Source organism: Burkholderia sp. BCC1998 (assembly GCF_905339875.1).
Lineage (GTDB): Bacteria > Pseudomonadota > Gammaproteobacteria > Burkholderiales > Burkholderiaceae > Burkholderia.
In genome coordinates this window covers 68,334-87,478 of the sequence record NZ_CAJPHE010000015.1, presented here as the reverse complement: position 1 = coordinate 87,478, position 19,145 = coordinate 68,334, and the positions used below count along the sequence as shown (strand labels likewise).

Here is a 19,145-nt window from a genome sequence, read left to right as displayed (position 1 = left end):
CTTACACCCCTGCCGGAACTTGCTTGTGCCAGTCGGTCGCGCGCTGGAACGCGTCGGCGACCTGCAGCATCCGGGCTTCGTTGAAATAGTTGCCGATGATCTGCAGACCGACCGGGCGCTTCGCGTTCGCGCCGGCGCCGAAGCCGCACGGCACGCTCATGCCGGGAAGACCCGCGAGGCTCACCGACAGCGTGTAGATATCCGCGAGATACATCTGCACCGGATCGTCGCCCTTCGCGCCGAGATCCCATGCGACCGTCGGCGACGCCGGGCCCATGATCACGTCGCAGGACTTGAACGCTTCCTGGAAATCGTTCGCGATGATGCGGCGGATCTTCTGCGCCTGCAGGTAGTACGCGTCGTAGTAGCCGTGCGACAACACGTAGGTGCCGACCAGGATCCGGCGCTTCACCTCGGGGCCGAAGCCTTCGGCGCGCGACTTCTTGTACATGTCGAGCAGGTCGCCGTACTGCGCGGCGCGGTGGCCGAAGCGCACGCCGTCGAAACGCGACAGGTTCGACGATGCTTCCGCCGGCGCGATCACGTAGTACACGGGGATCGACAGTTCCGTCTTCGGCAGCGACACCGGCACGAGCGTCGCGCCGAGCGCTTCATACTGCTTGAGCGCCGCGTCGATCGACGCGCGCACGTCGTCGGCCAGACCATCACCGAAATACTCGTTCGGCAGGCCGATGCGCAGCCCCGCGAGCGGCTTGCCCGCATCGTTGCCGGCCGTCCACGGCTGGCCGAGATGACGCGTGAAATCCTCGTCGTCGCGCTCGAGGCTCGTCGAGTCGCGCTCGTCGAAGCCGGCCATCGCGTTCAACAGCAGCGCGCAGTCGGACGCGCTCTGCGCCATCGGGCCGCCCTGGTCGAGCGACGACGCGAACGCGATCATCCCGTAGCGCGACACGCGGCCGTAGGTCGGCTTGATGCCCGTCACGCCCGCGAACGACGCGGGCTGGCGGATCGAGCCGCCGGTGTCGGTGCCGGTCGCGGCCGGCGCGAGGCGCGCGGCGACGGCCGCCGAGCTGCCGCCCGAGCTGCCGCCCGGCACGGCGTTCGTGTCCCACGGGTTCTTCACCGCGCCGAACGCCGAGTTCTCGTTGGACGAGCCCATCGCGAACTCGTCCATGTTGGTCTTGCCGAGCGTGACCATGCCGGCCGCCTGCAGGCGGGCGACGACGGTCGCGTCGAACGGGCTTTCGTAGTTCGCGAGCATCTTCGAGCCGGCGGTCGAGCGCCAGCCGCGCGTGACGAACACGTCCTTGTGCGCGATCGGCAGGCCGGTCAGCGCGCCGCCCGCGCCGCGCGCGAGCTCGGCGTCGGCGGCCTTCGCCTGCGCAAGGGTGAGGTCGGCATCGACATGGACGAACGCGTTCAGGTCGCGTGCCGCGTCGATCCGTTTCAGGTAGAGCTGCGCGAGCTCGACGGCCGAGCATTCCTTGGCGGCGAGCGCGGCGCGCAGTTCGGTCAGGCTTTTTGCGTGCATTGAGTGGTTTTCCTGGGAATTCTGGGTGGCGCGCGGCGCAGGCCGGCCGGCGCGCTTCTCATCGAATGCTTACTCGATCACCTTCGGCACGAGATAGAGGCCGTCCTGGACGGCCGGCGCCGGACGCTGGTTGTCGTCGCGATCGACGACTTCCGTCACGGCGTCGTCGCGCAGGCGCTGCGCGACTTCCTGGATCTGTTCGATCGGGTGGGCGAGCGGCGCGATGCCGGCGGTGTCGACCGCCTGCATCTGCTCGACGAGGCCGAAGAATTCATTGAGCTGGCCGAGCGTATGCTCGGCGTCGGCGTCGGCCATTTCGAGTCGCGCCAGGTGCGCGATGCGTTTCACATCGGTCAGGGTCAGGGCCATGCGATCACCGGAAAAACAAGGCTGCGCAGCGCATCGAAAACCGCGCTGCGGCGGGGGGTTGGAGGGTACGATCCCACCCTCAAAAATCGGGGCCGAAGCGGCAAAAATACCGTCCGTTTCGATTCAAATACCGCGAAATTATAAGGTATCATTACGCGTTCGACCCAAACCCGGCAGCCTTTTCCCGCACCGTTTCGCCCCGCTTCGGCAAGCCGTGCGTGCTTCGTGCGATTCCCGGTAGACATCACTCGCAGCTTCGTGCGCCGCGGCGGCCGCTTCCGCCACGCTTCCCGAGGCTGTTATTTTTTCCGCTGCCGCCCTCAGCGCTCGCTATGCAGGGCCGGCCCAGAGCGAAACAGGATTCTGAATGTTCGGTTTTTTGCGCAGCTACTTCTCCAACGATCTGGCGATCGACCTCGGCACCGCAAACACCCTGATCTACATGCGCGGCAAGGGCATCGTGCTCGATGAGCCGTCGGTCGTGTCGATCCGCCAGGAAGGCGGCCCCAACGGCAAGAAGACGATCCAGGCAGTCGGCAAGGAAGCCAAGCAGATGCTCGGCAAGGTGCCGGGCAACATCGAGGCGATCCGCCCGATGAAGGACGGCGTGATCGCCGACTTCACCGTCACCGAGCAGATGATCAAGCAGTTCATCAAGACGGCGCACGAGTCGCGCATGTTCTCGCCGTCGCCGCGCATCATCATCTGCGTGCCGTGCGGCTCGACCCAGGTCGAGCGCCGCGCGATCAAGGAAGCCGCGCACGGCGCCGGCGCATCGCAGGTCTACCTGATCGAGGAGCCGATGGCGGCCGCGATCGGCGCGGGCCTGCCGGTGTCGGAAGCCACCGGCTCGATGGTCGTCGACATCGGCGGCGGCACCACGGAAGTCGGCGTGATCTCGCTCGGCGGCATCGTCTACAAAGGCTCGGTGCGCGTCGGCGGCGACAAGTTCGACGAAGCGATCGTCAACTACATCCGCCGCAACTACGGGATGCTGATCGGCGAGCAAACGGCCGAAGCGATCAAGAAGGAAATCGGCTCCGCGTTCCCGGGCTCCGAAGTCAAGGAAATGGAAGTGAAGGGCCGCAACCTGTCGGAAGGCATTCCGCGCAGCTTCACGATCTCCAGCAACGAAATCCTCGAAGCGCTGACTGATCCGCTGAACCAGATCGTGTCGTCGGTGAAGATCGCCCTCGAGCAGACGCCGCCGGAACTCGGCGCCGACATCGCCGAGCGCGGGATGATGCTGACGGGCGGCGGCGCACTGCTGCGCGACCTCGATCGCCTGCTCGCGGAAGAAACCGGCCTGCCGGTGCTCGTCGCCGAAGATCCGCTCACCTGCGTCGTACGCGGTTCGGGCATGGCGCTCGAACGCATGGACAAGCTGGGCAGCATCTTCTCGTACGAGTGATCGCCTAAGCAGTCCCGTTTGATATGGCGCACCCGCGGCGTGGCCGGATCGCTCGTTCAGAACGAACCGCCACGCCGTTCGCGCGTCTGAGCATTATTTAACCGATCGCCACGCGCCCGGCGCCGACCATGGAATACAGTCCGCCGCCCCTCTTCAAGCAAGGTCCGCCCGCGCTCGCGCGGCTCATCTTCTTCGTCGCCCTCGCCATCGCGCTTCTCGTATCGGACGCGCGCTTCAGCACGCTCGAAATCGTCCGCGGCGTGCTCGGCACCGTGCTGTACCCGCTGCAGCGCGCGGCGCTCGTGCCGCGCGACCTGTTCATGGGCGCGGCCGACATCGCCGTCACCGGCGCATCGCTGCGCCATGAGAACGACGCGCTGCGCAAGCGCAACCTGCAGCTGTCCACGCAGGCCAACCAGGCCGCGGTGCTCGCGCAGGAGAACACGCATCTGCGCGCGGTGCTCGAGCTGCGCCAGCACATCGCGACGCATTCGACGCCGGTCGAGATCCAGTACGACACCAGCGACCCGTTCACGCAGAAGATCGTGATCGGGCAGGGTTCGCAGCAGGGCATCCAGAACGGTGCGCCGGTCGTCAGCGAGGACGGCGTGATCGGCCAGGTCACGCGCGTGTTCCCGCTGCAGGCCGAAGTCACGCTGATCACCGACCGCGATCTCGCGATTCCCGTGCAGGTGCTGCGCACCGGCCTGCGCAGCGTGATCTACGGCACGCCGAAGGGCGATTCGCTCGACCTGCGCTTCGTGCCGACGAGCTCGGACCTCGTCGCGGGCGACGAACTCGTCACGAGTGGCCTCGATGGCGTCTATCCGCCGGGCCTGCCGGTCGCGAAGGTCGCGAAGGTCGACAAGCTCGCCGATACCGCGTTCGCGCGCGTGACCTGCGCGCCGGTCGCCGCCGTGCGCGGCGCGCGCCAGATGCTCGTGCTGCATTACCAGAACGATGTCCCGCCGCGCCCGGCCGAGCCCGAGCCGGCCGACAAGAACGCGAAGGGCAAGAAGGGCGCCAAGGCCGCCGCGAAGAGCGACAAAGCCGACAAGGCCGAGAAGGCCGACGCGAACGCGAAGCCGGCCGCCGCGGCCGCACCCGGCGCGAAACCGGCGGCGGCTGCACCTGCCGCCCCCGCCGCTCCGGCCAAGCCGGCCGCCGCGCCCGCGAAGCCCGCGGCCGGGCAACCAGGAGCCCAGCGATGAACCGCCCGCAATACATCCTGCAGCCGGTCAACCCGTACTTCATCGTCTTCAGCCTCGCCGCCGCGTTCCTGCTGAACCTGATGCCGTGGGGCCGCCTGCCCGGCGTGCCCGACTTCGTCGCGCTCGTGCTGCTGTTCTGGAACATCCACCAGCCGCGCAAGGTCGGAATGGGCGTCGCGTTCGCGCTCGGCATCCTGATGGACGTGCATGACGCGGGGCTGCTCGGCGAGCATGCGCTCGCCTATACGCTGCTGTCGTACGGCGCGATCACGATCCACCGCCGCGTGCTGTGGATGCCGATCGGCGTGCAGGTGCTGTACGTCACGCCGCTGCTCGTCGTCGCGCAACTGGTGCCGTTCGTGATCCGCCTCGTGATGGGTGCCGCGTTTCCCGGCTGGCGCTATCTGGTGGACGGCTTCGTCGAGGCCGCGCTGTGGCCGATCGCGAGCCACCTGCTGCTGATGCCGCAACGCCGCCCGGTCGACCCGGACGATACGCGCCCCATCTGAGCCGGACCGACCTTGAATACCCGCCGCCCCCACGCCCGCGCGCCGCGCTCCGGGGCGGCTCCTTGCCCGCGCGCGCTCGCCGCGCACGGGCCAGATCGATCGTAACCGCATGACCGAATTCAACGACACCCAACAGCAGCTCTCGAAGTTCCGCCTGCGCGTCGCGGCGGCGGGCGTGTTCGTGTTCGTCTGCTTCGGGCTGCTCGCGAGCCGCTTCTTCTACCTGCAGCTGATGCAGCACGGCAAATACGCGCTGCAGGCCGAGGAAAACCGCATCTCGGTCGCACCGATCGTGCCGAACCGCGGGATCATCACCGACCGCAACGGCGTGGTCCTCGCGAAGAACTATTCGGCCTACACGCTCGAGATCACGCCGTCGAAGCTCGACGACACGCTCGACAACACGATCGACAAGCTGTCCGAGATCATCCCGATCGACGCGCGCGACCGCCGCCGCTTCAAGAAGCTGCAGGAAGACTCGAAGAACTTCGAGAGCCTGCCGATCCGCACGCGCCTCACCGACGCGGAAGTCGCGCGCTTCACCGCACAGCGCTTCCGCTTTCCCGGCGTCGACGTGCGCGCGCGGCTGTTCCGCCAGTACCCGCTCGGCATGACGGCCGCGCACGTGATCGGCTACATCGGCCGGATCTCGAAGCGCGACCAGGATCGCATCGACGCGATGAGCGACGACAACGACAGCGACCAGGAACACTACGATCCGCGCCGCGACGCGAACAACTACAAGGGCACCGACTACATCGGCAAGATCGGCGTCGAGCAGAGCTACGAAACCGAGCTGCACGGCCTCACGGGCTTCGAGGAAGTCGAGGTGACGGCCGGCGGCCGGCCCGTGCGCACGCTGTCGCGCACGCAGGCGACGCCCGGCAACAACCTCGTGCTGTCGCTCGACATCGCGCTGCAGCAGGTCGCCGAGCAGGCGTTCGCCGGCAAGCGCGGCGCGCTCGTCGCGATCGAACCGAAGACGGGCGACGTGCTCGCGTTCGTGTCGTCGCCGAGCTTCGACCCGAACTCGTTCGTCGACGGCATCGACCAGCAGACCTGGGACGAACTGAACAACTCGCCCGACAAGCCGCTCCTGAACCGCCCGCTGCACGGCACCTACCCGCCCGGCTCGACGTACAAGCCGTTCATGGCGCTGGCCGGCCTGACGCTCGGCAAGCGCACGCCGGGCTGGGGCTTCCAGGATCCCGGCTACTTCACGTTCGGCGGGCACACGTTCCGCAACGACGTGCGCTCGGGCCAGGGCTGGGTCGACATGAACAAGGCGATCATGGTGTCGAACGACACCTACTTCTACATGCTCGCGCGCGATCTCGGCGTAAACGCGATCGCGAACTTCATGAAGCCGTTCGGCTTCGGCCAGATCACCGGCATCGACATCCAGGGCGAGGCGCGCGGGATCCTGCCGTCGACCGACTGGAAGAAGAAGGCGTTCAAGAAGGCCGCGCAGCAGAAGTGGTTCGACGGCGAGACGATCAGCCTCGGGATCGGCCAGGGCTACAACTCGTACACGATCCTGCAGCTCGCGCATGCCACCGCGACGCTCGCGAACAACGGCGTCGTGATGAAGCCCCACCTCGTGAAGGAAGTCGAGGATCCGATCACGCGCGGGCGCCACCTGACCGTGCCGAAGGAAAGCGAAACGATCCCGCTCAAGCAGGCCGACATCGACGTCGTGAAGCGCGGGATGGAGAACGTGATCGAGAATCCGTCCGGCACCGCGTACAAGGTGTTCCGCGGCGCGTCGTACCTCGCGGCCGGCAAGACCGGTACCGCGCAGGTGTTCTCGCTGCAGGGCTCGAACTACAAGGGCCACCTGCTCGCCGAGCACCTGCGCGACCACGCGCTGTTCATCGCGTACGCGCCGGTCGACCATCCGCAGATCGCGCTCGCACTGGTCGTCGAGAACGGCGGCTGGGGCGCGCAGGCCGCGGGCCCGATCGCGCGCCGCGTGCTCGACTTCTACCTCGTCGAGCGCCAGAAACCGGAGAACGAGGCGGCCGCCGTCGCCGCCGCCGCGTCGGCGACCGAGCCGATCAGCGCACCGGTGATCGGCGATGCCTCGAAGGCCGTGTCCGTCGCGGCCGGCTTCAAGGCGCTGCCGCAGCCCGTCGTGCCGGCCGCGGCCAGCGCGGCGGATGCGGCATCGGCCGCGCCGGCGCCCGATGCGTCGGGTGCGGCCGCGGCAAGCGCGGCGCAGCCCGCCGACGCGAGTGCCGCGGCGCCGAGGGCCGCGAGCCTGCCGCCGATCCGGCGCCCGCACCGGCCGCGCCGGCCCGCCAGCGACGCGCAACCGCTCGCCGCCGCGCCGCGCGACGACAACTTCCGTGTCACGGCCTCCGCGAAAGCGGTGAACGCCGGCACCGCTCATTAACGGAGAAAGGCATGCAATTCGACAAGCGCGCCTGGCTCGACAAGATCAAGCAGATGTTCGCGGGCTTCGACCGCCCGCTCGCCCTCATCGTGTTCCTGCTGCTGTGCGTCGGCATCGTCACGCTGTACAGCGCGTCGATCGACATGCCGGGCCGCGTCGAGGATCAGCTGCGCAACATCCTGCTGACGTTCGTGCTGATGTGGGTGATCGCCAACATCCCGCCGACGACGCTGATGCGCTTCGCGGTCCCGCTCTATACGTTCGGGGTCACGCTGCTGGTCGCCGTCGCGCTGTTCGGGATGACCAAGAAGGGCGCGAAGCGCTGGCTGAACGTCGGCGTCGTGATCCAGCCGTCGGAAATCCTCAAGATCGCGACACCGCTGATGCTCGCGTGGTACTACCAGCGCCGCGAAGGCGGGCTGCGCTGGTACGACTTCATCGCCGCGTTCGCGATCCTGCTGGTGCCGGTCGGCCTGATCGCGAAGCAGCCCGACCTCGGCACGGGCCTGCTCGTGTTCGCGGCCGGCTTCTTCGTGATCTACCTCGCGGGCCTGTCGTTCAAGCTGATCGTGCCGGTGCTCGTCGCGGGCGTGATCGCGGTCGGCTCGATCGCCGTGTTCGAAGAGCGCATCTGCCAGCCCGAAGTGCAGTGGCCGCTGATGCACGACTACCAGAAGCACCGCGTGTGCACGCTGCTCGACCCGACCTCCGACCCGCTCGGCAAGGGCTTCCACACGATCCAGGCCGTGATCGCGATCGGCTCGGGCGGCGCGCTCGGCAAGGGCTACCTGAAGGGCACCCAGGCCCACCTCGAATTCATTCCGGAGAAGCACACCGACTTCATCTTCGCGGTGTTCTCGGAAGAATGGGGGCTCGCCGGCGGCCTCGTGCTGCTGACGCTGTACATGGCGCTGATCGCACGCGGGCTCTATATCGCCGCGCAGGGCGCGACGCTGTTCGGCCGGCTGCTCGCGGGCTCGCTCACACTCGCGTTCTTCGTCTACGCGTTCGTCAACATCGGGATGGTGAGCGGCGTGCTGCCCGTCGTCGGCGTGCCGTTGCCGTTCATGAGTTACGGCGGCACCGCACTCGCGACGCTCGGTGTCGCGATCGGCATGATCATGAGCGTCGGGCGACAGCGGCGGCTGATGAAGAGCTGACGGCGCGGCACGACACAGCACGCAGTCGCAAGTAATGAAAAACGGCGCCGAGGCGCCGTTTTTTCGTTCTGCGCGTATCGCATGGCGCCCGCGCTGCCTGCTCACTGCGGTGGCGTCGCGCGCGGGCTCCCATGATCCGCACCAGCGCCCGAAGCGGGCTCCTGCGCTCTCAGCCGCGCGCTCAGTTCCTTGAATTTCAGCCCGGCCGTCTCGTCGCCCTGCGCGGCCGCGGCCGCGTAATACGCGCGCGCGATGTTCAGGTTCTGCGTGACGCCGTCGCCACCGCGCTCGTAGAACGACGCGGTCACGTACTGCGCGGTCGGCTCGCCCGCGTCGGCCGCCTGCTTGTACCACTCGAACGCCCGCCGGTTGTCGCGCGGCGTGCCGCGCCCGTCGAGGAACTGGTTCGCGAGCGACAGCTCGGCCTGCACGTGCCCCTGCTTCGCCGCGCGCAGGAACCAGCGGTGCGCTTCGGCCGGGTTGCGCGCAACGAACTCGCCGTCGTCGAACATGCGTCCGTATACGTACTGCGCATGCGACATGTTCGCGTCGGCCGCCCGCTTCAGCCAGCGCAGCCCTTCGTCGACGTTCGCGCTCACGCCGACACCCGTGAGCAGCATCATCGCGTAGTTGAACTGCGCGAGCCGGTCGCCGCGTTCGGCCGCGTCGTGGAACTGCACCAGCGCCGCGCGATAGTCGCCCGCGTTGTAGTCGGCCACTGCGGATTGCGTCTCGCGCGCCGGGTCCGGCTTCGCGTGCGGCGCATTCTGCGCAACCGCCGCGACGCATACGGCCCACAGCCCGAGCAGCGCGCCGATCCGCCCGCGTACGCCGGCCGTAAGCCGCACACCTTCGTGCCCCGCGCCGTCGCCATCGTTCATGACCGCACCTCCTGCAATGCCTGGCGCGTCGCGCGCAGCAGCCAGCTCACGTCGGCCGACAGCGTGATCATCCGGAAGCCGGCCTCGCGATGCTGGCGCGCGGTTGCGGTATCGCTCGCGAAGATGCCGACCGCGACACCGGCCTGCTTGCCGGCCGCGAGCACGCGCGCGATCGCGGTTTCGACGTCCGGATGGCGGCTGTCGCCGAGGTGCCCGAGGCTCGCCGCCAGATCGGCCGGGCCGACGAACAGGCAGTCGACGCCCGGCGTCGCGGCGATCCGCTCGACTTCGTCGATGCCGCGCGCCGATTCGATCTGCACGATCACCGCGACCTGCGCGTTCGCCGTCTGCAGGTAATCGCGGCGCATGCCGAACGCCGCCGCACGCACCATGCCGGCCACGCCACGCAGCCCGTCGGGGGAATCCGGCGACGGGAAGCGCGTGAGCCGCACCGCGTGCGCGGCCTCGTCGGGCGTCTCGATGCACGGGAACATCAGCGTGCGCGCGCCGGCGTCGAGCGCGCGCTTCACGAGCCACGGCTCGCGCCCCGGCACACGCACGACGGGCTCGCTCGGCAGATGCGCGGCGGCCAGCGCGCGCAGTTGCGACGCGACGTCGCGGCTGTCGTTCGGCGCATGCTCCATGTCGATGCAGAGCCAGTCGTAGCCGGCGTGGGCGAGCGCTTCCGCGGCCGAATCGCAGCCGAGCGACAGCCACAGGCCGTACAGCGGCTCGTCGCCGTCGTGCAGGCGTTGTTTGAGGGAATTGGTGAGCGTGCTCATCGATACGGGCTCCTGGACGGAACGGCAATCGAACGGGACAAGCAACGGGCGAAGCGGGCGCGATACGCCGGGCCGCGATGCCCGGCGGCGCCGGACCGGGCCCTGGAACGTCAGTCGGTCGTGAGCAGCGGATCTGACAGCGCGGGCCGCGCGATGCCGCACGGATGTGTTTTCCGGTGCCACGCAACGATCATAGCGCGGCGTCACGCGGAATGTGGGAACAGGCGGGGAACGGCGCCGGGCGAGGCCGCGCGGCGCGGCGGCAGGCAGCCCGCGCCGGCTGGCGGGGCTGCCGGGAAGGCAGGATCAGCGGCCGGGCTGGCGCTCGACGTCGGCCCAGCAGTTCGGCGTTTCGTACAGGCGCACGCGCTCCAGGCGCAGGTTCACGCCGTAGTGCGCGTCGTACACGTTCGCGAGGATGTCGAACGCGATCGCCGCGAGGTTCTCGACGGTCGGGATCCGGTCGAGCACGACGGTCTTGTGGTCGGCCATCTGCTCGAGGAACGAGCGCACGACTTCGTCGCGCGCGTAGACCAGGAACGCGTGATCCCACTTGTTGACGAGGTGCTCGACCGCGAGCGCCTTCACGTCGGCGAAGTCCATCACCATGCCGCGGTCGGGCGCCCCCTCGGTATCGACGAGATCGCCGCGCAGCGTGACTTCGAGCACGTAGCGATGGCCGTGCAGGTTGCGGCACTGGCTGCGGTGATCGGGAATGCGGTGGCCCGCGTCGAATTCGAGTTTTCGGGTAATCAGCACGATGTCAAAAGCCGTGGCTCAGGGAATGTTCAGATATTTGTGGGTCTGCATCGACAGCCGCCACTGCGGATGCCGCTTGCACCAGTCGATCGCGAGCTTCGTATTGAGGTCGCGCGACGGGCCGTCCATCGGCTGCACGAGAAAATACTCGAAATCGAGCTTCGCGTAATCGGCCAGCCGCTGGTTGTCCTGCGGGATCACGACCTTCAGTTCGTTGCCCTTCGTGACGACGAGCGGCGCGTCGGCCTTCGGGCTCACGCAGATCCAGTCGATCGTCTCGAGCACCGGCAGCGAGCCGTTGGTCTCGATCGCGATCTCGAAGCCCGCCGCGTGCAGCGCGTCGACGAGCGGCTGGTCGAGCTGCAGCATCGGCTCGCCGCCCGTGCAGACGACGAAGCGGTGCGCCTCGCCGTCCGGCCACAGACCGGCGATCGTCGCGACGAGCGCGTCGGCGTCCTTGAACTTGCCGCCGTTCTCGCCGTCGGTGCCGACGAAGTCGGTATCGCAGAAGCGGCACACGGCATCCGCCCGATCCTCTTCGCGACCCGACCACAGATTGCAGCCGGCGAACCGGCAGAACACGGCCGGACGGCCCGCGTTCGCGCCCTCGCCCTGCAACGTGTAGAAAATTTCCTTGACCGCGTAAGTCATCGTGCTTCGTCCGGCTCGCGCCGCTCGTTGTCGATCAGAATCCGTTATTCATCCAGCGCTGCTGCCGGCGCACCCGCGTCACAGCGGTGCTTCGGTCACGCGCTCGCCCTTCAGGTAGGCCTCGTAGCCGCGCTTGCGCAGCTTGCAGGCCGGGCATTCGCCGCAGCCGAATCCCCAGTCGTGCAGTTCCGCGCGCTCGCCCACGTAGCACGTGTGCGTCTCGACGCGGATCAGCTCGACGAGCGCCTCGCCGCCGAGCTGCTCGGCGAGTTGCCAGGTCTGCGCCTTGTCGAGCCACATCAGCGGCGTCTCGAGCACCATGCGCGTGTCCATGCCGAGGTTCAGCGCGACCTGCAGCGCCTTCATCGTATCGTCGCGGCAGTCCGGGTAGCCCGAGAAATCGGTCTCGCACATCCCGCCGACCAGCACGCGCAAGCCGCGGCGATAGGCGATCGCGGCCGCGATCGTCATGAACAGCAGGTTGCGGCCCGGCACGAACGTGTTCGGCAAGCCGTTCGCCGCGGTCTCGATCTCGATCGTGCGGGTCATCGCGGTATCGCTGATCGCGCCGAGCACCGACAGGTCGACCATGTGATCGTCGCCGAGGCGGTCGCCCCACGCGGGAAACTGACGCTTCAGCGCGTCGCGCACGCCTTCGCGACATTCGAGTTCGACGCGGTGGCGCTGGCCGTAATCGAAGCCGAGCGTCTCGACCGTCTGGTAGCGTTCGAGGGCCCAGGCCACGCACGTGGCCGAGTCCTGCCCGCCGGAAAACAACACGAGCGCGCCGTCTTTAGCGTCTGTCCGAATCACCGTGATACTCCGTGAATGTGTAGGCTCGCGTCGCGCTGCGCCCCGGGGCCGGCTGCCGCCGGGCGGCCCGACGCGTGCCGGCCTGCGCCGGCTCGACCAGTATAGGCAGCGCGGTCGGCCGCGAACGCGGCGGAGCGCTTATACCGCCCATCGCGCGGCATCGTTGCCGCACATCACGGCAGCGCCTGCGGGCAGCCTTGCCGTACGCATGAAGCGATGCGCTAAGTCATTGAGCGGGCACGGATTTTATCACGCCCCGACGAATGCTGCCGGGCGCGCCGCCAATGCCGCGCAAACCCACCACAAACGAAAAACCCCAAGAACCTTCCGATTCTTGGGGTTGGAACTGCTGGTGGCCTGGGACGGAATCGAACCATCGACACGCGGATTTTCAATCCGCTGCTCTACCAACTGAGCTACCGGGCCAACGAAGAAACAAAGTATATCGAGCTTTATTGTGTCGCACAAGGGGTTTCGTGAAATTTCTTATACGGCCCCTTCCGACGGCTTCTTGCCGAGCTCGACGCCAAGCTGCTTGAGCTTGCGATACAGGTGCGTGCGCTCGAGGCCCGTCTTCTCCGCGACGCGCGTCATGCTGCCGTTCTCGCGCGCGAGGTGATATTCGAAGTACGCGCGTTCGAACGCATCGCGCGCTTCGCGCAACGGGATGTCGAACGGAATCGCGGCCGTCTGGCCCGCGAGGCCGAGCGCCGCGGCCATGTCGTCGCCGAGCGTCGGCAGCGCGGCGGCGGACGCGACCGCCGCCGGGCCCGATGCCTGGCCGCCGCCCGCCTTCGCCGCCGCATTGGCAGACACCGGTGCCGCGCCGCGCGCGAGACCGTGCTCGACGGACTTCAGCAGCTTCTGCAGCGCGATCGGCTTCTCGAGGAAATCGAGTGCGCCGATCTTCGTCGCCTCGACGGCGGTATCGATCGTCGCGTGCCCGGACATCATGATCACGGGCATCGTCAACAGGCCCTGCGCCGCCCATTCCTTGAGCAGCGTGACGCCGTCGGTATCGGGCATCCAGATATCGAGCAGCACGAGATCGGGCGCCTGATTCAGACGGTATTCCCGCGCGGCCTGCGCGTTCTCCGCCGCCTCGACGACATGTCCTTCATCGCTGAGGATCTCCGAGAGCAATTCCCGGATGCCCATTTCATCATCTACCACCAGGATGGTTGCCATTTACGCTGCCTTTGTCTGCACACTTGCTTTTGTCTTGGCGGGAGCCGCCCCGCCCTGCGCGCCGGATTCGACGCCTGGCGTATCGCTCGCCATCTGCAGGAACAGGATCGACACCTGCGCACCCTCGACGGTCTCGCCGTGCATGCGATTGCGCAGATCGATCCGCGCGCCGTGCTCATCGACGATTTTCTTGACCGTGGCCAATCCGAGCCCCGTGCCCTTCGCCTTCGTCGTCACGTAAGGCTCGAACGCACGGGTCAGGATGCGTGCCGGAAAACCGGGCCCGTTGTCGGACACGGTAAGACGTACCGCGACGCGCGTTTTGCCCTCGGCGTCGGGGTCGCCATATTCTACTGTCTTGGTTTCGATCAACACACGCGGATGCGCGACTTCCGCGACCGAATCCTGCGCGTTCTGCAGCAGGTTGTGAATCACCTGGCGCAGTTGCGTCGCGTCGCCGCGGATCACCGGCAGCGACGGCGCGAGTTCGGCGACGATCGCGCTCTTGCCTTCGCCGACACCATACAGCCCGAGCACCTCGCTCGCCAGTTCGTTCAGCTGCAGGTTGGCGAGCACCGCCGGCGGCGTGCGCGCATATTCGCGGAAGTCGTCGACCATCCGCTTCATCGCGGCCACCTGGTTGACGATCATCGTCGCGCCGCGCTTGAGCACGTCGGCATCGGGTGGCGCGAGCTTGTCGGACAGCTTCATCTGCAGCCGCTCGGCCGACAGCTGGATCGGCGTCAGCGGGTTCTTGATCTCGTGCGCGAGCCGCCGCGCGACCTCGCCCCATGCGACCGAACGCTGCGCGGAAATCACGTCGGAGATGTCGTCGAACACGACGACGTAGCCGGACGTCTGCGGATCGTCGGCCTCGCCCTCGACGGTCGATACGAGGCGCGTGCCGCGTACGAGCAAGGTCAGCGGATCGGCTTCGCCCGGCACTTCGATCGCGAACTGCTGCTGCCAGTGGCCGCGATCGCCGCCGCCGTCGTCGGACGCCGCTTCGCGATCGGCGAACGCCTTGCGCACCATCGCGCCGAATTCAGCGACGACGCCGATCCGGTCGAGCGCCGTGCCGATCATCGCGCCGAACGGTTGCCGGAAAATGCGCTCGGCGCCGCGGTTGGCCGTCGTCAGCCGGAACTGGCGATCGAGCACGAACACGCCGGCGGTCAGGTTCGCGAGGATGCTCTCGAGATAGGTCTTCGAATGCTCGAGCGCGACGCGGTTCTTCTCGACCGCGAGCCGCGCCTCGGACAGCTGGCGCGTCATCGCATTGAACGACTGCGTGAGGAAGCCGAGCTCGTCGCGCGACTTGATCTCGCGCTTCGGCGTGTAGTCGCCTTCCGTGATCTCCTTCGTGCCCTGCGCGAGCAGGAACAGCGGCCGCGCGAGCTGCTGGCCGAGCGCGAGCGCGAGCATCATCGCGATGAAGGTCGCGAGGAACAGCGCGAGCGTCAGCGTGCCGATGTACATCTTGCGCAAGCCCGTGCGGCCGAGCGATTTTTCCTGGTACTCGCGATACGCGCGCTGCACCGCGTCGGCATTGTGCGCGAGCGTGGGCGGCACCGGCTGCGTGAGCTGCAGGAACCGCTCCGCCGGCTGCAGCAGCGACGTCGTCGCGTCGGGAATCGGCCGCACGACACGCAGCCGCAGCGCGCCCTTCGCGCCGTGCGCGCGCGGGTCGCCGTCGACCTCGCCCTCGATCGCCGCATACGCGCCGTGTTCGCGCGCCTGGCTCAGCATCAGCGGCGTCGGCAGGTCGTCCGGAATCAGCGCGGCGAAATTGCCCGATGCCTGCGCGACGATGTGCAGGTCGGGCGCCGCGCCGGAGCCGCCGCGGCTCGGCTCGACGATCGTCGCATCCTGCACGCCGAACTGGTCGCGCAGGCGCAACAGCGTGAGCGTCGTGCCGTTCGTGTTCGCATCGACGCTCGCGAGCTGGTCGGACATCAGCCGCGCCTTCGTCTGCAGGTCGGACAGCGACGCGTCGAGCATCCCGCGGCCGAGGTTCAGGCCGGCCGTCAGCGCGGTCTCGACGTTCACGTCGAACCACGACTCGATACTGCGCGACACGAACTGGTACGACACGATGTAGATGATCCCGCCCGGCACCACGCCGACGAGCGCGAAGAACACCGCGAGCTTCGCGAGCAGCCGCGTGCCGAACTTGCCCTTCCTCAGGCGCACGACGATCATCCCGATCAGCCCGAGCACCACGAGCAGAAACACGAGCGCGACGACGATGTTCGTCGCGTACAGCCACGAGTAGTAGCGGTCGAAGAATTCGGTGTTCGCGCTCGCGGCCGCGAGCAGCACGAGCAGCAGCAATGCGGTGATCGCGACGGTCGAGACGATCACGCGAACGAGGAGGCTCTTCCCGCTGGCCGCGCGGCGCACTTTATTTAGCACGTTCGGTCACCGTGAAGGTAAAGCGCTTCCAGTCCGACCCGAGCGTCCAGTCGCGGTTGTTCACCGCGTCGACCTGGAACGGCTTCGGCATCAGCGCCGTATCGAGCTGCATCCGCACCGAGGCCGTGTAGGTTTCGCCGGCACGCACCTGGTTGCGGTCGATCACGTGCCACGACGTGATGTGCCGGACGACCGCGAGCGCGTCCTTCAGCGACGGGAAGCCGAGTTGCAGGCCGCCCGTCGACACGCGGTACTCGCGCGTGAGCGGCTGGAACGACAGCCGGATCGTCTGCGACACCGACACTGGCTGCTCGTCGAACCAGTACCAGCGCGCGCGGCCCAGTTCGAAGTCGGTCGTGAAGTAAAGCGGGATGCCCTTGTTGACGGCATCCTCGAGGTTCGGATTCAGCTCGAAATCGAAGCGGGCATCGAGGCTCCAGCCGCTTCCGTCAGCCTGCAGCGATGCACGCTGCACGGCGATCGACTCGGCGCGCGCCGGCCGAACGACCGTCACGCACAGCGTCAACGCGACCAGCAGGACGGCCGCAAGCCGAAGTGGAAAAAGGTGTTTGATCGTCACCGTTTCTGAAACCGCGCGTAGAAGAATCCGTCGTGATCGGTGTTCTGGTCGCGTGCGCCGGCCGCCCCGCCGTGCACGCCGCCCGGCAGCAGTTGGCCGGGCGCGTCCAATCGTACCGCATCTTCACAGGCCGCTTCAAACCAGCGCGCCTGCAATTCACCTTCCTCGGGGAAGATCGAACAGGTCACGTAGAGCAGTTCGCCGCCCGGTTTCACCAACGGCCACAACGCGCTCAGGATGCGGCGCTGTTCCGCGACGAGCGCGGCGATGTCGGCTTCGCGGCGCAGCCAGCGGATGTCGGGATGACGGCGCACGATGCCGGACGCCGAGCACGGCACGTCGGCCAGGATGCGGTCGAACGGACGGCCGTCGTACCACGCGTCCGGTGCGCCCGCGTCGCCGACGCGCACGTCCGCCGCGAGCGACAGGCGCGCGAGGTTCTCGCCGATACGCGCCGCGCGCGTCGCGTCGCTTTCGAGCGCAACGACTTCCGCGTCGGCCAGTTCGAGGATATGCCCGGTCTTGCCGCCCGGTGCCGCGCACGCGTCGAGCACGCGCATGCCGTCGCGCGCACCGAGCCATTCGGCCGCGAGCTGCGCGCCGGCGTCCTGCACCGACACGACGCCATCGGCGAAGCCCGGAATGCGATCGACCGGCAGCGCCGACGCGAGCCGCACCGCGTGCCGGCCGATCGCGGTCGCGTCGATCCCGCTCGCGCGCAGCGTGTCGAGATACGCGTCGACGCTCGCGCGGCGCGCGTTCACGCGCAGCGTCAGCGGCCCCTGGCGCTCGCCGGCCGCGAGGATCGCCTGCCATGCGTCGGGCCATGCGCGCTTCACCGCGTCGACCCACCAGGTGCGGTAATTCCAGCGCGCGACCGGATCGTCCTGCAGCGCCGCGACGAGCACGTCGCGCTCGCGCAGGAAACGCCGCAGCACCGCGTTGACCAGCCCCTTCGCGAACGCGTATTCGCGTCGCGCGCCGATTACAGTCACGGCCTGGTCGACGATCGTGAACGCCGGATATGCAGCCGTTTCTTCCGGATCGAGCAACAGCGCAAATGCGCCGGCGAGCACCGCATGCACATGCGCGGGCGGCGCTTTGCTGACGAGCCGGCCGATCAGCCAATCGGCGCTCCCGAGACGACGCATCGTCCGGTACGCAACGTCCTGCGTCGCGCCGCGCGCGAGCGCCTGCGTGCCGGCCGGCATCTGCGCGAACACCGCGGCCAGTGCCGCCGGCAGCGCGGTGCCGCGCCGCACCGCATCGACTGCCTGCGCGGCCGCGTCGAGCGCGAAGCCCAGCGAATCGGGCGCGAGATGCAGCGCGGACGGGCGCGCCGGGCGGCCGGAGGAAGACGGGGCGGAGGAACGGGTTCGTGTCATCGGAACGGAATCGGCAATCAAGCGCGGCAAGCAGGCACGGCAAACACAGGCGGCAAACGGCGGGATCGCAACGGCCCCGAGGCCGCGCGATTCCAAACCGCGCATTGTAGCGTGCGACCGCGCGAACCCTTTGGCCCCTTTACGGCGCGCAGAAATGAAAAACCCCGCAGCGCGAAGCGTGCGGGGTGGCATCGCGCCCCCGCGCGGCAATGGCCGCGCGATGCGCCGGGGATCAATCGAAGCGGCCGGTACGGGCCATCTCCATCAGGCGCGCGATGCGTTCCTCGGTCGCCGGGTGCGTGGAGAACAGGTTCTGCAGGCCGCCGCCGTGCAGCGGGTTCATGATCATCATCTGCGCGGTGGCCGGATGCGCTTCGGCCGCCTGGAACGGGATGCCGGCCGCATAGCGATGGATCTTGTCGAGCGCGGTGGCGAGCGACTGCGGATCGCCGGAGATCTGCGCGCCGCCGCGGTCGGCCTCGAACTCGCGCGCCCGCGAGATCGCCATCTGGATCAGCGCACCGGCGATCGGCGCGAGCAGCGCGACCGCAATGCCCGCGATCGGGTTGGCCGGACGGCCGTTTTCGTCGCGGCCGCCGAAGAACATCGCGAAGTTGGCCAGCGCCGAAATCGCGCCCGCCATCGTCGCGGTGATCGTCGAGATCAGGATGTCGCGGTGCTTCACGTGCGCGAGCTCGTGCGCCATCACGCCGCGCATCTCGCGCTCGGACAGCACGCGCAGGATGCCCGTCGTCGCGGCGACTGCCGCGTGCTCGGGGTTGCGGCCCGTGGCGAACGCGTTCGGCGCGTCCTCGTTGATCAGGTAGACGCGCGGCATCGGCAGGTTCGCGCGCGTGGCGAGCTCGCGCACCATCCGGTAGAACTGCGGCGCCGTGTTCTCGTCGACTTCCTGCGCGTTGTACATGCGCAGCACCATCTTGTCCGAGAACCAGTATGAGAAGAAATTCATGCCGAGCGCGAACAGCAGCGCGATCGTCATGCCGCGCGAGCCACCGATCATGCCGCCGATCACGATGAACAGGGCCGTGATCGCGGCCATCAGCATCGCCGTTTTGACCCAATTGAACATACCCACTCCTTATCCGTCAGGGGACCCGCCGACATCACAGTGCGCGGCGGAAAA

At 68.0% G+C, this 19,145-nt stretch carries 17 protein-coding genes and 1 tRNA gene; 5 read left to right on the top strand and 13 right to left on the bottom strand.

Going from position 1 to position 19,145, the window contains the following annotated elements:
- Nucleotide 1: 1 nt before the first annotated feature.
- Nucleotides 2-1,492, bottom strand: a complete 1,491-nt coding sequence (gatA, locus tag U5A56_RS24080; RefSeq protein ID WP_321802725.1) for an Asp-tRNA(Asn)/Glu-tRNA(Gln) amidotransferase subunit GatA — start codon at nt 1,490-1,492, stop codon at nt 2-4.
- 69 nt (nt 1,493-1,561) lie between these two features.
- On the bottom strand, nt 1,562-1,861 hold the full coding sequence (gatC, locus tag U5A56_RS24075) for an Asp-tRNA(Asn)/Glu-tRNA(Gln) amidotransferase subunit GatC (RefSeq protein WP_124500610.1): 300 nt from the start codon (nt 1,859-1,861) through the stop codon (nt 1,562-1,564).
- Nucleotides 1,862-2,228: 367 nt separating this feature from the next.
- Between gatC and U5A56_RS24070 the strand changes: the two genes are divergently transcribed.
- The 5 genes from U5A56_RS24070 to rodA all read left to right on the top strand — a co-directional run bounded on the left by U5A56_RS24070 (nt 2,229) and on the right by rodA (nt 8,547).
- The gene (locus U5A56_RS24070; RefSeq protein ID WP_004189550.1) at nt 2,229-3,272 is read left to right on the top strand and encodes a rod shape-determining protein; all 1,044 of its coding nucleotides are present in this window, start codon (nt 2,229-2,231) and stop codon (nt 3,270-3,272) included.
- A gap of 128 nt (nt 3,273-3,400) precedes the next feature.
- Nucleotides 3,401-4,483: a rod shape-determining protein MreC gene (mreC, locus tag U5A56_RS24065; RefSeq protein WP_321819448.1), complete on the top strand. Its 1,083-nt coding sequence runs from the start codon at nt 3,401-3,403 to the stop codon at nt 4,481-4,483.
- A complete protein-coding gene (mreD, locus tag U5A56_RS24060) occupies nt 4,480-4,992 on the top strand; it encodes a rod shape-determining protein MreD (RefSeq protein WP_009687274.1) in 513 nt (170 codons plus the stop codon). The genes mreC and mreD overlap by 4 nt, the downstream gene beginning before the upstream one ends.
- A gap of 109 nt (nt 4,993-5,101) precedes the next feature.
- Nucleotides 5,102-7,387 (top strand): penicillin-binding protein 2, encoded by a 2,286-nt coding sequence (gene mrdA, locus U5A56_RS24055; RefSeq protein WP_321924884.1) that lies wholly within the window; start codon nt 5,102-5,104, stop codon nt 7,385-7,387.
- A gap of 11 nt (nt 7,388-7,398) precedes the next feature.
- Entirely contained in the window at nt 7,399-8,547 is a 1,149-nt protein-coding gene (rodA, locus tag U5A56_RS24050; protein WP_044847360.1) for a rod shape-determining protein RodA, read from the top strand.
- Between the two features lie 101 nt (nt 8,548-8,648).
- Here the strand turns inward: rodA and U5A56_RS24045 are convergent, their stop codons facing one another.
- From U5A56_RS24045 to htpX, 11 genes are all read right to left on the bottom strand, one after another.
- The gene (locus tag U5A56_RS24045; protein ID WP_321819449.1) at nt 8,649-9,428 is read right to left on the bottom strand and encodes a tetratricopeptide repeat protein; all 780 of its coding nucleotides are present in this window, start codon (nt 9,426-9,428) and stop codon (nt 8,649-8,651) included.
- Complete coding sequence (locus tag U5A56_RS24040; RefSeq protein WP_321924882.1) at nt 9,425-10,210, bottom strand: HpcH/HpaI aldolase family protein; 786 nt, start codon at nt 10,208-10,210, stop codon at nt 9,425-9,427. Before U5A56_RS24040 ends, U5A56_RS24045 begins: the two co-directional genes overlap by 4 nt.
- Nucleotides 10,211-10,516: 306 nt before the next feature.
- Complete coding sequence (gene queD / locus U5A56_RS24035) at nt 10,517-10,969, bottom strand: 6-carboxytetrahydropterin synthase QueD (RefSeq protein WP_044847357.1); 453 nt, start codon at nt 10,967-10,969, stop codon at nt 10,517-10,519.
- A gap of 18 nt (nt 10,970-10,987) precedes the next feature.
- Complete coding sequence (queE, locus tag U5A56_RS24030; protein ID WP_044847356.1) at nt 10,988-11,620, bottom strand: 7-carboxy-7-deazaguanine synthase; 633 nt, start codon at nt 11,618-11,620, stop codon at nt 10,988-10,990.
- Between the two features lie 78 nt (nt 11,621-11,698).
- A complete protein-coding gene (gene queC / locus U5A56_RS24025) occupies nt 11,699-12,433 on the bottom strand; it encodes a 7-cyano-7-deazaguanine synthase QueC (RefSeq protein WP_321802712.1) in 735 nt (244 codons plus the stop codon).
- Nucleotides 12,434-12,783: 350 nt separating this feature from the next.
- Nucleotides 12,784-12,859, bottom strand: a tRNA-Phe gene (locus tag U5A56_RS24020).
- A gap of 60 nt (nt 12,860-12,919) precedes the next feature.
- Nucleotides 12,920-13,621 (bottom strand): response regulator transcription factor EsaR, encoded by a 702-nt coding sequence (esaR, locus tag U5A56_RS24015; RefSeq protein ID WP_044847354.1) that lies wholly within the window; start codon nt 13,619-13,621, stop codon nt 12,920-12,922.
- Nucleotides 13,622-16,036 (bottom strand): sensor histidine kinase EsaS, encoded by a 2,415-nt coding sequence (esaS, locus tag U5A56_RS24010; protein ID WP_044847353.1) that lies wholly within the window; start codon nt 16,034-16,036, stop codon nt 13,622-13,624.
- A complete protein-coding gene (locus U5A56_RS24005; RefSeq protein ID WP_257773952.1) occupies nt 16,026-16,616 on the bottom strand; it encodes a DUF4390 domain-containing protein in 591 nt (196 codons plus the stop codon). Before U5A56_RS24005 ends, esaS begins: the two co-directional genes overlap by 11 nt.
- Nucleotides 16,613-18,001: a 16S rRNA (cytosine(967)-C(5))-methyltransferase RsmB gene (gene rsmB / locus U5A56_RS24000; RefSeq protein WP_124486705.1), complete on the bottom strand. Its 1,389-nt coding sequence runs from the start codon at nt 17,999-18,001 to the stop codon at nt 16,613-16,615. The genes U5A56_RS24005 and rsmB overlap by 4 nt, the downstream gene beginning before the upstream one ends.
- Before the next feature lie 232 nt (nt 18,002-18,233).
- Nucleotides 18,234-19,091, bottom strand: a complete 858-nt coding sequence (htpX, locus tag U5A56_RS23995; RefSeq protein ID WP_006485774.1) for a zinc metalloprotease HtpX — start codon at nt 19,089-19,091, stop codon at nt 18,234-18,236.
- Between the last annotated feature and the right edge of the window lie 54 nt (nt 19,092-19,145).